This is a genomic window from Rathayibacter sp. Leaf296 (assembly GCF_001423045.1).
Classification (GTDB): Bacteria; Actinomycetota; Actinomycetes; order Actinomycetales; family Microbacteriaceae; genus Rathayibacter; species Rathayibacter caricis.
On the sequence record NZ_LMNR01000002.1, the window covers coordinates 91,479 to 102,581 of the forward strand.

Consider the following 11,103-nt stretch of genomic DNA (forward strand, 5'->3'; position numbering starts at 1 on the left):
GCCGGGTCAGCGGTAGTCGCCGGTCGCGACCGCGACGAGCGGCAGCAGCAGCCCGGCGAAGATCAGGAACGCGACGAACAGGCCGACGAGCCCGATCATCACCGCGTTGAGGACGATCCCCCAGATGGCCAGCGTGCGCCCGGTGGGCTCGCGACGGAGCCCCAGGAGGCCGAAGACGAGGCCGGCGACGGGGGCGATCACCGTCAGGCCGAAGAAGACCGAGGTGACGCCGAGGATCAGGCTGGTGAGTGAGAACGGCGTCGACGGAGCGGCGGCGACGGTGTGCGGCGGGACGCTCGGGGTCCCGTACGGCGCGGGGTAGGACGCGCGCGCGTCCTCGGCACGCACCTGCTCGGCACGCACCTGCTCGGGGCGCACCTGCTCGTCGCGCTGCGACGACCCTTCGATGCGGAGCGTGTCGCGCTCCTCGACCACCGGGTCCGGGAGCACCGCGGTGGCGCGCATCCCGAGGTCCTCGGTCGGCTGCTCGGAGGCGGTGCTGCTGAGGGGGGTGGTCTCGTCGCTGGACATGGCTGATGCTCCTGGTCGTCGTGGGTGGGCCGGTGTCTCCGGCGATGCCTCCACGCTACGGAGGCGGCTCGCGCCGCCCCATCCGGTGAACCCCCCGCCGACGGGGGGAAGCCCCCGCTCGCGGGAGGGGGCGGGTGCGAGACTGGGACGACCGGCGCTCCGCCGGGCGCGCAAGGAGGCGGTGACCGATGACCGACGACGAGATCCGGCACCGGACCCGCGACAACCGCGGTGCCCGCGCCGTCTGGTTCGCCGGGCTGAGCGCGATCGCCGGCTTCGTGCTCCTCTCTCCGCTGATCTCGCTCACCGCGACGGTGATGACCTGGGGGGCGAAGCGGCGGATCGGCGGCCTCAGCGACCGCAACGGCGTCGTCGCCGTGAACTGGCAGCTCACCTACCTCGCCCTGCAGCTGATGCTGGTGCCCCTCCACCTGGCGCTGGTCTCGGTGCGCGACACCCTCAGCGCCGACTGGCCGGTCGTCACGATCACGGCGATCCTCGCGCTCGCGGTGCTCAACCTCGTGCTGTGCATCGTGCTCGGGATCCGCTCCGGACGCGGCAAGGCGGTGCGCCTGCCGATCGCGGTGCCGTTCGTCCGCTCCTCCCGCCCGCTGCGCTGAGCTCGGCAGCGGATGCGGCAGGGTGGAGCGGTGACCCCGATCGCGTTCCCCTCCCCCGTCTTCGTCGTCGCGGACGACGGCACCCGACTGGCCACCTACTCCATCGGCGACGAGGGCGCGCCGACCGTTCTCGCTGTGCACGGCTTCGCGTCGAACGCCGTCCTCAACTGGGAGACGGCGGGCTGGCTCCGCACGCTCGTCCGTGCCGGGTACCGGGTCGTCGCGCTCGACCAGCGCGGGCACGGCGCGAGCGAGAAGCCGCACCGCACCGGCGCGTACGGGGTCGACGTCATGGTCGAGGACCTCGTCCGGGTGATCGAGTCGTACGACCTGGTCGCACCCCACGTGCTCGGCTACTCGCTGGGGTCGCGGATGAGCTGGGTCCTGGGCCTCCGGCACCCCGGGCTCGTCGCGACGCTCAGTCTCGGCGGGCTCACCGTCGGCGAGCCGCTCACCCGCTTCGACGCCGGGGCGGCCCGGGCGCGCGTGGCGAGCGGAGGGGAGATCGACGACCGCTTCACCCGCGCGTTCATCGGCATGGCCGAGGGCGTCGCCGGCAACGACCTCGCGGCGCTCGTCGCCGTGGCCGACGGCGTGCGCGGCGGCGCGCACCCCGTGGCAGGCGAGCACCCGGCGGCCCCGCTGCTCCTCGTGACGGGCGGAGCCGATCCGATCGCCCCCGACGGCGCCCGGCTCGCCGCCGCGGCCGGCGCCCGCTTCGTCGAGGTGCCCGGCCGCGATCACACGAGCACGGTGCCCGCCCGCGCGTTCAAGGAGGCGGTGCTCGCGTTCCTCGCGGAGCACCCCTGACCGCTCGCGGGGTGCAGGCGTAGCATCGCGCCATGCATGCCCTCCGCGTCGTCGCACCAGGACCCGACTCCCGTCTCGTGCTCGAGGAGGTGCCGACCCCGACTCCCCGCGAGGGCGAGGTGCTGCTGCACGTGGCGGCCGCCGGAGTGAACCGCGCCGATCTCGGCCAGCGGGCCGGGGTGTACCCGCCGCCGCCCGGTGCCTCCGAGATCCTCGGGATGGAGGTGTCGGGTTCGGTCGTCGAGGTGGGGCCCGGCGTCTCGGGCGTCACGGTGGGCGACGAGGTCTGCGCGCTGCTGTCGGGCGGGGGCTACGCCGAGTACGTGGCGGTCGACGCGGGACTGCTGCTGCCGGTCCCCGCCTCGGTCGGGCTCGTCTCGGCGGCGGCGCTGCCCGAGGCGATGGCGACGGTGTGGTCGAACCTCGTGATGGTGGCGGGCCTGCGGGCGGGAGAGACGGTCCTGATCCACGGCGGAGGGAGCGGCATCGGCACCGCGGCGATCCAGATCGCGCTCGCGGTCGGCGCGCGGGTCGCGGTGACGGCCGGGAGCCCGCGCAAGCTCGACGCGTGCCGCGCGCTGGGAGCGGACATCCTGATCGACTACCGCGAGGAGGACTTCGTCGCCCGGATCCGCGAGGAGACCGACGGCCGCGGGGTCGACGTGGTCCTGGATCCGATCGGCGGCGACTACCTCGCGCGCGACGTGGAGGCTCTGGCGACGGGCGGGCGCATCGTGTTCATCGGCAACCAGTCCGGGACGGAGGGCGCGCTCGACATCGGGCTGCTGATGCGCAAGCGCGGCGCGGTGCACGCGACCACACTGCGGGCGAGGCCGCTCGAGGAGCGGCGGGCGATCATCGCGCAGGTGCGCGAGAAGCTCTGGCCCCTGGTCGCCGACGGCGGCATCCGCCCGGTGATCGACGAGGTCGTGCCCCTGGCCGAGGCCGAGCGGGCGCACGAGCGGATGCGCGCGTCGGGCCACATCGGCAAGCTGCTGCTCACGCCGTGACCGGTCGGCGACGCGCAGAACCTCGGCCTGGAGCACCCGTCAGCGGTCGTCGCGGCTGACGGGCACTCCCGGCCGATGCAGGGAACCCGGGCTCAGACTCCCGAGCGGAGCAGCCCGAGCGAGCGGTTGATGCCGTCGACGTCGACCGAGGCCGGGTCGAACGAGGCGCCCTCCGCGAGGCCGAGCGCCTCGAGCGCCTCGGCGTAGTCCGCCGAGGACGGGTCGGTGGCGGCGCGGACCGTGTCGGCCCAGGCCGCCGGGCCGCCGGGCGCGTCGATCGGAGCCGCGCCGCGCGCCCCGGTGCAGCGCGGCAGCGCCGCCCCGAGCGGCGACACCGCCTCGAGCCGGATGACGTGGCGCCACTCGTCCTCGAGGTCGTAGACGTAGAACAGCTCGTCCTGGACGTTCTCGAGCACCTCGGCCAGCGCGACGGAGGCCTCGTCGACCAGATCGGCCCCGAGCTCCTCGGCGTCGGCGGGCGAGCCGATGCGGGTGCCGTCCTCGTCGGGCACGCCGACGCTGAAGTAGTGCGGCTGCGCGTCGGTCCAGCCCAGCGAGAGCTGGAGCGCGAGATGCAGATCGCGCAGCGACGACTCCGACGACAGTTCGAGGCGGCGCCAGACCACGGGCTTGGTGCCCAGCAGCGCCACCTTCAGGGTGTAGGCCGAGGCGGTGTCCTGCGTCGCCTCGTCGAGGATCTCGAGGCGCGACGCGTCGCGCTCGCCGAGCAGCACGATGCTCGCGCGGACGACCGAGGCGAGCACCGGCTGCAGACCCTCGGGCACCACGTAGCCGAACTCGGGCGAGTGCAGGAGCAGTCCGAGCTCGGCGGCGTCGTCGAGCATCCGCTCGGCCGCGCCCACCATGCGCTCGCGCTCGTCGAGCGCCTCCTCGAGGGCGACGTCGGAGTCGGCCGCGAGCTCGTCGACGAGCTCGCCGACGACGAGACCGGGGTGGATCTGCGACTGGCAGGCGACGGCGATGCGCAGGAGCACCGCGTCGGTCGTGGTGACGGCGCGCTCGCGCGGCGAGAACGCCCCGTTCTCGGTGTCGGAGGAGGCGAGCGCGGCCTGCGCGCTCACGATCCACTGCTCGAGGAAGCGGGCCACGTACGCGACGCGCTCGGCGGCGGCTTCGAGGGCGTCGGAGCTGCGCCAGAGCGGAGCCGCCTCGCCGAGGACCGCGACGGACCCCTCGGTCTCGAGGACGGAGGAGGCGACGAGCGCGTCCCACCAGGCCGAGACAGGGATCCGCACGGCGTCGTCGCTCGGCGTCGACCCGGCGGAGGGGATGCCGGCCTCGACCGCGATCTCGCGCGCCGCGCGCTCGGAGAGGGACGCGTCGTCGGCGCCGGCGAGGTGCTCGACCACGACGTCCGCCGCGTGCACGAGAGCGGTGGCCCGCACGGCCGAGAGCTGCTCGGGGGCGGGGACGTCCTCGACGGCGGTCAGATCCTCGAGGACGGCCTCGACGAACGAGCCGGCGAGGTCGAGGACCTCGTCGAGGACCGCCTGGCAGTCGTCGAGCTCCTCGTCGGTGCCCGTCCAGAGGTCCTCGTCGGTCAGGAAGTCGAGGAAGTGCTCGATGACCTCGGCGACGGTGAAGAGCGTGTCGTCGAGATCGGCCTCGCTCTCCTCCCCCGACAGGTCGGTCTCGATCTGGTCGAAGACCGCCTCGAGGAGCTCGGCGTCGGGCTGGGCGAAGGAGCCGCGGGGGCGCAGGTCGCGCGTCATGGCGAAGAGGTCGGTGAGGACCTCGACGGCCTCGTCGACGTCGAGGTGCTCGTGCAGGACGCCGACCTCGGCGAGGTGCGCGCGGTACCAGCTGCGGAACCGCACCATCATCGCCGTCTCGGCGGTGCGCCCGCCGCCGGATCCGCCCTGACCACCCGAACGGCCGCCGCCGGATCGTCCCTGATTGCGCTTCTTGCCCATGGTTCCTCCGCGACCGCTCCACTCTCGACTGCGAAGCGCTCCAGCCTACCGGAGCCCGCCGAGGGAGAGCGGTGCGGTGTCAGCCGATCGTCGAGGTGACGGAGTCGACGACGAGGCGCGCGGCGAGGGGTCCGGCGTTCAGGAAGAACGGCTCCATCGGGACCTCGACGGCCGTGCCTCCCTCGACCGCCGTCAGCGTGGGCCAGAGCGCCGCGTCCTCGATCAGCGCGAGGCCGTCGCCGAGCCCGGCGTAGAACACGAAGTCGGCGTCGGCGAGCTCGAGCTGCTCCGCGCTGATCTCCTGGGCGGTGTCGTCGAAGCGCTGGGACTCGGGCCGGTCGAGGCCGAGATCCTCGGCGAGACCGCCGACGAAGGACGGAACGCCCTGGATGCGGGTGCGGTCGCCGGTGGACTGGAGGAACGAGACCGTCGGCGCCGGATCGGGCAGCGTCGCGGCGAACGCGTCGGCGTCCTCGTGCAGCGCGTCGAGCATCTCCTGCGCGTCGCCCTCGCGGCCCAGCGCGTCGGCGAGCAGGAGGAGGTCGCTCTTCCAGTTCACGCCGTTGCCGAGCGTCACCACGGTGGGGGCGATCGCGCTGAGCTGGTCGTAGAGCTCGGCTCCGCGGACGGAGTTGATCAGGATGAGGTCGGGATCGGCCTGGGCGATCGCCTCGACGTCGGGCTCGGTGCGCTCGCCGATGTCGGCGATCCCGGCGCCGGAGCCGACGCGGTCGGCGAGGTACTCGGGCACGAGGCCGCTGTTCTCGGCGCGGGTGGCGGCGGCGGGCACGACGTCGAGCGCGAGCAGCGCGTCGAGCTGGCCGGTCGAGACGACGGCGACCCGCTCCGGAGCCGCGGCGAGCTCGGTCGACCCGGCGTAGTGCGCCACGGTGCGCGGGAACACGCCGTCCTCCTCCGGGGCGCCCATGCCCTCGCCCATCGTGCGCGAGACGGTCCAGTCGCCGACGGCGGCGGCCTCGGCGTCGGGCAGCTCGGCGGTCGAGGCGGAGCCCGAGCAGCCGGCCAGGGCGAGCAGGGCTGCTCCGGCGAGCGCCGGCACGGCGAGGAGGCGGGACGGACGGACGGGGACGGTGCGGGTCGAGGAGTTCACGCCGGTAAGGATAGCCTTGCCTGAATGATCGACCGCACCCCTGCGCCTTCCGCGCCTCCGGAGCCCGCCGCGGGTCCCCTCGCCCCTCGGCGACCGCTCGGGCGGACGCTCGGCGCGGGACTGCTGCTCGCCGTGCTGCTCCTGCTCGCCTGCACGGCGAGTCTCGCGGTCGGCTCCCGACCCGTCCCGGTCGGGGCCGCGCTGGACGCGCTGCTGCACGGCGGCGCCACCGCCGACGCGTTGATCGTGCGGGAGCTGCGGATCCCCCGCACCGCCACCGGCCTGCTCGTCGGCGCCGCACTCGGAGCGGCCGGGCTGCTGATGCAGGCGGTGACGCGCAACCGCCTCGCCGACCCGGGGCTGCTCGGAGTGAACGCGGGCGCCTCCGCGGCGGTCGTCGTCGCCATCGGGTTCCTCGGCGTCTCGAGCGCGGGCGACTACGTCTGGTTCGCCTTCGGCGGTGCGGCGGTCGCCGCGGTGCTCGTGCACCTCGTCGGCGGCGGCGACGGCCGCGACCCGATCGGCACCGTGCTCGCCGGAGTCGCGCTGGGCGCGTGCCTGAGCGCGCTGGTAGGCATCGTCACGCTGCTCGACACCGAGACGTTCGAGTCGTACCGGTTCTGGGTCGTGGGCTCCCTCGAGCGGCGCGAGCTCGGCACCGCGGCGCAGCTCGCTCCGTTCGTCGCGCTCGGGCTCGTCGTCGCCGCGCTCGTCGCGCCGGGGTTGAACCAGCTGGCGCTCGGGCACGACGTCGCGCGCTCCCTCGGGGTGCGCCCCGGCGCCGTGATCCTCGGCGCGGGCGCCGCGATCACCCTGCTCTGCGGAGCGGCGACCGCCGCCGCCGGACCGCTCGCCTTCGTGGGGCTCCTCGTCGCGCACCTCGTGCTGCGCCTCGCCGGGCCGGATCTGCGCTCGGGACTCCCGCTGGCGGTCCTCGGCGGGGCCGTCCTGGTCGTCGTCGGCGACGTGCTCGGCCGGCTGATCGCCGCTCCGGGCGAGGTGGAGGTCGGCATCGTGACTGCCCTGCTGGGAGCGCCGCTCCTGTTCCACCTGGCGACTCGGAGGAACGCGCGATGACGCTCGCCGAGCGCCGGTCGGCGCGCCGCAGCCGTGTGCTCGCCGTCACCGCGGTGCTGGCGCTCGCGGCGGCCGTCGCGGGGATCGTCGGAGGCTCCTACGAGACGACGCTCGCCGACGTGCGCGACGCCGTCCTCGGCACGGCGTCGGCGCGGACCAGCCTGATCGTCGTCGACCTGCGCCTCCCCCGCGTCCTCGCCGGACTCCTCGTCGGAGCAGCCCTCGGAGTCGCGGGCGCCGTCTTCCAGACGCTCTCGCGGAACCCGCTCGGCAGTCCCGACATCGTGGGCTTCAGCGCCGGCTCCGCCTCGGGCGCCCTGGTCTGCCTGGTGCTGCTGACCCCGCCCGCCGACCCGGCCCTCGGCGCGTGGGCCGGCGGGGTCGGCGCGGTGCTCGTCGTCCTCTTCCTCACCCGCGGAGCGGGCCTGGCGAGCGAGCGGACGATCCTGGCGGGGATCGCCCTCGCGGCCCTGCTCTCGGCGGCGAACGAGTTCCTCCTCACCCGCGCGCCGACCGAGGTGGCGCGCTCGGCGACGATCTGGCTCTTCGGGTCGCTCTCGGCGACCGACTGGGGAGACACAGCGCTGCTCGCGGTCGCCGGCGGAGTGCTCGCACTGCTGCTCGCGACGCAGCGCGAGCGGCTGCGGCTGCTCGAGCTGGGCGACGAGCTGGCGACGGGGCTCGGGGTGCCGGTGCGGCGGACCCGGCTGGTGCTGCTCCTGCTCGCCGCGGGGCTGACCGGGACGGCGACCGCGGTCAGCGGTCCGATCGGCTTCGTCGCGCTCGCGGCGCCGCAGCTCGCCCGCCGCGCGACGGGCTCGGCGGGGATCCCGCTGACCGCGTCGGCGGCGATCGGGGCGACCCTCCTGCTGGCGTCGGACGTGCTGGCGCAGCGGGTGCTCGCTCCGCTCCAGCTGCCGGTCGGCCTGGTGACCGGAGCGGTCGGCGGGGCGTACCTGTTCTGGCTCGTCGCGCGGGGGCGGCGGCGCGCGACGGCGCACGCCGGACGCGTGTGAGCCTGCCCAGCGAGCAGGAGACCGGGGCTCGTCGGCCGCCCGAGCGGCGCGGGGTCAGGACGGGGGCGGTGCCGCGGCGTAGCGCAGCCACAGGCCACCGGAGGAGAAGCGGTGCTGGTCGAGCAGCCGCAGGTCCAGCCGTCTCCCCGGCGGGAAGAACGGCGTGCCTCCGCCGACCGCCACAGGACCGAGGATCGGCTGGTACTCGTCGACCAGCCCGGCGCACACGGCGTGCGAGGCGAGCTCGGGGCCGTCGACGGTGAGGTCGCGCGTCGACGCGTCCTTGAGCGCGCGGACCGCGGCGGGATCGAAGGAGCGCTCGATCCGTGTCCGCTCGCTCGACACCTCCTGCAGCGTCGTCGAGTAGACGACCTTGTCGGCCGCCTGCCAGGCACGGGCGAAGTCGACGACGAACTCCGGGTGGTCCGGATCCAGGTGCGCCGTCTCCCAGAACAGCATCGTCTCGTACATGCGGCGGCCGTAGAGGAAGGTGCCGACGGAGCGGAGCTGCTCGGCGAAGAAGTCGTGCGCCTCCTTCCCGACGTCGAGGAAGTCGGAGCCGCCCTCGGCGTCGATGGCGTAGCCGTCGAGCGAGGTGATCATGGAGTAGATGAGCTGTCCCAAGGGGCGCCTCGCAGTCCTCGTCGTCGGCGGTGTGCGACGACCGTAGCCGCGGTCGAGCGCCGCGGACAAGCACGATCGGACGCCGCCGGAGGAGGGCTCGCTCCGGCGAGCCGTGCCGCCGCAGGAGTGCGGGACCCCGTGCGTTGACACGGCCCCGCGGCGGTGCCTGACTGGATCCGAAGCGAGGAGGCGCTCATGGCGGGAATCACGGGGTTCGACCACATCGGAGTGACGGTCGTCGATCTCGAGGCGGCGACGGCGTTCTTCGTCGGGCTCGGCCTCGAGATCGAGGGCAGCACCCCCGTCGAGGGCGAGTTCCTCGACACGGTCATCGGCCTGACCGGCGCGCGAACCGAGATCGTGATGCTCCGGCCTCCGGGAGGCGGGACGGCCGTCGAGCTCTCGCGCTTCGTCCGGCCCCCGTCGCCTCCTGTGCCTCCGCCGGTCGGGGCGACCGAGCCCGGGCTCCGGAGCCTCGCGTTCGTGGTCGAGGACCTGGCGGCGGTGCTCTCGCGTCTCGCCGCCGACGGCTTCGGGCTCGTCGGCGGTGTCGGCGAGCACGAGGGCGTCTGGCGGATGGCCTACGTCCGGGGTCCCGAGGGGATCATCGTCGCCCTGGCCGAGCGGATCGACGGCTGACGCGCCCGCCGTTCCTCACACGAGCCGGGGCGTGCGCCTGCGGTACTCGGTGGGTGTCGCTCCCGTGCGGCGCCGGAACGCCGAGCTGAAGGCGAACGGATCCTCGTAGCCGACGGCCCGCGCCACCTCCGCCACCGTCGTGGTCGGATCCAGCAGCAGATCCCCCGCGAGCGTCAACCGCCAGCGCGTGAGGTAGGTCATCGGAGGCGTCCCCGCCGCAGTGCGGAAGCGGGCGGCGAGGGACGCGCGCGAGACGCTCACGCGCCGGGCCAGCTCGGCGACCGTCCACGGTGCCGCAGGTTCCGCGTGCAGGAGCTCGAGTGCGGCGGCGACGACCGGATCGCGGCACGAGAGCCAGGCGTCGACGTCGGCCTCCGCCGCCCAGCGGCGGACCGTCGAGACCACCAGGACGTCGAGCAGCCGGTCGACGACGACCCCGGCCGCGGCTCCGCTGCCTTGCAGCTCGCGGGCGAGCAGAGGGACGACCGCGTCGTCGGCGCAGGGCACCACGACCAGTCGCGGCAGTGCTCGCAGGACGAGTCCGCCGAGATCGTCCGCCCGGTCGTACGCACCCACCAGCACCGTCGTCCCGCCGTCGACCCGATTGCCCCAGCGGCGGATCCCGCGCCGCAGCTCGTCGGTGAGGTCGCGGCCGTCGAGGCTGCGGCAGAGCTGGCCGGGCTCGATGACGACGGTGGGAGCGCTGCCGTCCGCGTCGCTGACGATGTACGGCTCGGGCCCGATCACGAGGGCGACGTCACCGGCCTCGAGCAGTCGGCCGTCGATCCGCGCCGCTCCCGCCGTCACGGCGATCACGGTCAGGGCCGAACCGTCGCGGACGTCGAGCGCCCACGGCGATCCCATCTGCACGAGCAGGGCGAACGCCCGAGACGCGCGAGGGCCGGCGAGGAGGTGATCGAGCGGATCCACGGCCTCACCGTAGACGATCACCGAGGGATGCGAGTGTCGCGCCCCTTCTCCGTCCATGACCGCCGCGATGGGATGGGGACATGACCGCAACCGCTCACGCCCTCGCCACCACCGCCGTCGTCGGAGCAGGACTGCTCGCCGGCGTCTACACCGCCTTCAGCACGATGGTGATCCCCGCGCTGCGCCGCCAGGGCCCGCGCGAGGCCGCCGCCCTCATGGTCGGGATCAACCGGGTCGCCGAGCGCGGTCCGTTCCTGATGCTCTTCGGCGGGGCGGCCGTCGCCGCGGCAGCGCTCGGAGTCTCGGCGCTCGTCCGCTCCGACCCCGCCGACGGAGCGGTCGCCGCCGCGTCCCTCGCGAGCACCGCGATCACGGTGACGGTGAACGTGCCGCTGAATCGGCGACTCGAGCGCGAACCCGGCTCCTGGACCTCGTACGCCCGCACCTGGACGGCGTGGAACAGCATCCGTGCCGTCGCGGCCGCTCTCGCCGTCGCGGTGGCGGTCGGCACGCGCTCCTGACTCAGTCGCAGTCGGCGGGCTCGCCGTCGCCGATCTCGGCCGCGAGCTCGTCCGCGCTCAGCCGGTCGCCGGGAGCGGGCGTCCGGAACGGCCCGGCGGGCGGGAGCTCGACCTCGGGCTCGGCGGTCTCGGGGGCGGCCTCGACGTCGAGATCGCGCTCGGCCTGCTCGGCGTCGCGGGCGGGTCGGGAGGACGGGAGGAACGGCTCTGCCATCGACATGCCCTCGAGGATCACCCGCGGAGGTGACGGCGAGGTGAACGCGGCCGTCGCGGGAACGTC

The 11,103-nt window shown here is 74.5% G+C and carries 13 protein-coding genes; 7 read left to right on the forward strand and 6 right to left on the reverse strand.

All coding sequences use genetic code 11. The annotated features are described in order from the left end of the window. Nucleotides 1-6: 6 nt before the first annotated feature. A complete protein-coding gene (locus ASF46_RS10695) occupies nt 7-531 on the reverse strand; it encodes a DUF4190 domain-containing protein (RefSeq protein ID WP_056867617.1) in 525 nt (174 codons plus the stop codon). Between the two features lie 188 nt (nt 532-719). Here ASF46_RS10695 and ASF46_RS10700 point away from each other — a divergent pair, with 188 nt between their 5' ends. Genes ASF46_RS10700 through ASF46_RS10710 form a run of 3 tightly spaced genes read left to right on the forward strand, consistent with a single transcriptional unit; the run spans nt 720 to nt 2,971 of the window. Beyond that, a complete protein-coding gene (locus ASF46_RS10700; RefSeq protein WP_056867618.1) occupies nt 720-1,151 on the forward strand; it encodes a DUF4870 domain-containing protein in 432 nt (143 codons plus the stop codon). Nucleotides 1,152-1,181: 30 nt separating this feature from the next. Further along, a complete protein-coding gene (locus ASF46_RS10705; RefSeq protein WP_056867619.1) occupies nt 1,182-1,961 on the forward strand; it encodes an alpha/beta fold hydrolase in 780 nt (259 codons plus the stop codon). 32 nt (nt 1,962-1,993) lie between these two features. Then, a complete protein-coding gene (locus ASF46_RS10710; RefSeq protein ID WP_056867620.1) occupies nt 1,994-2,971 on the forward strand; it encodes an NAD(P)H-quinone oxidoreductase in 978 nt (325 codons plus the stop codon). A gap of 92 nt (nt 2,972-3,063) precedes the next feature. Here ASF46_RS10710 and ASF46_RS10715 read toward each other — a convergent pair whose 3' ends face one another. Both ASF46_RS10715 and ASF46_RS10720 read right to left on the reverse strand, forming a co-directional pair. Next, complete coding sequence (locus tag ASF46_RS10715) at nt 3,064-4,905, reverse strand: plasmid pRiA4b ORF-3 family protein (protein WP_056867621.1); 1,842 nt, start codon at nt 4,903-4,905, stop codon at nt 3,064-3,066. A 79-nt stretch (nt 4,906-4,984) separates the two neighbouring features. After that, the gene (locus tag ASF46_RS10720; RefSeq protein ID WP_235576923.1) at nt 4,985-6,016 is read right to left on the reverse strand and encodes an iron-siderophore ABC transporter substrate-binding protein; all 1,032 of its coding nucleotides are present in this window, start codon (nt 6,014-6,016) and stop codon (nt 4,985-4,987) included. A gap of 24 nt (nt 6,017-6,040) precedes the next feature. On the opposite strand from ASF46_RS10720, the gene ASF46_RS10725 reads away from it, so the two are divergent. Further along, nucleotides 6,041-7,093, forward strand: a complete 1,053-nt coding sequence (locus tag ASF46_RS10725) for a FecCD family ABC transporter permease (protein ID WP_082485436.1) — start codon at nt 6,041-6,043, stop codon at nt 7,091-7,093. Beyond that, the gene (locus ASF46_RS10730; RefSeq protein ID WP_056867622.1) at nt 7,090-8,109 is read left to right on the forward strand and encodes a FecCD family ABC transporter permease; all 1,020 of its coding nucleotides are present in this window, start codon (nt 7,090-7,092) and stop codon (nt 8,107-8,109) included. The genes ASF46_RS10725 and ASF46_RS10730 overlap by 4 nt, the downstream gene beginning before the upstream one ends. A 54-nt stretch (nt 8,110-8,163) precedes the next feature. On the opposite strand, the gene ASF46_RS10735 is transcribed toward ASF46_RS10730, so the two are convergent. Beyond that, a complete protein-coding gene (locus ASF46_RS10735; RefSeq protein ID WP_056867623.1) occupies nt 8,164-8,733 on the reverse strand; it encodes a dihydrofolate reductase family protein in 570 nt (189 codons plus the stop codon). Nucleotides 8,734-8,928: 195 nt separating this feature from the next. On the opposite strand from ASF46_RS10735, the gene ASF46_RS10740 reads away from it, so the two are divergent. Further along, the gene (locus ASF46_RS10740) at nt 8,929-9,372 is read left to right on the forward strand and encodes a VOC family protein (protein WP_056867624.1); all 444 of its coding nucleotides are present in this window, start codon (nt 8,929-8,931) and stop codon (nt 9,370-9,372) included. Nucleotides 9,373-9,387: 15 nt separating this feature from the next. On the opposite strand, the gene ASF46_RS10745 is transcribed toward ASF46_RS10740, so the two are convergent. Next, nucleotides 9,388-10,302 (reverse strand): helix-turn-helix transcriptional regulator, encoded by a 915-nt coding sequence (locus ASF46_RS10745; RefSeq protein WP_082485573.1) that lies wholly within the window; start codon nt 10,300-10,302, stop codon nt 9,388-9,390. Between the two features lie 80 nt (nt 10,303-10,382). Between ASF46_RS10745 and ASF46_RS10750 the strand changes: the two genes are divergently transcribed. Next, on the forward strand, nt 10,383-10,823 hold the full coding sequence (locus tag ASF46_RS10750; RefSeq protein ID WP_056867626.1) for an anthrone oxygenase family protein: 441 nt from the start codon (nt 10,383-10,385) through the stop codon (nt 10,821-10,823). Nucleotide 10,824: 1 nt separating this feature from the next. Here ASF46_RS10750 and ASF46_RS10755 read toward each other — a convergent pair. After that, nucleotides 10,825-11,103 (reverse strand): hypothetical protein (locus tag ASF46_RS10755; RefSeq protein ID WP_056867627.1); only part of this gene is annotated, 279 nt, incomplete at its 5' end.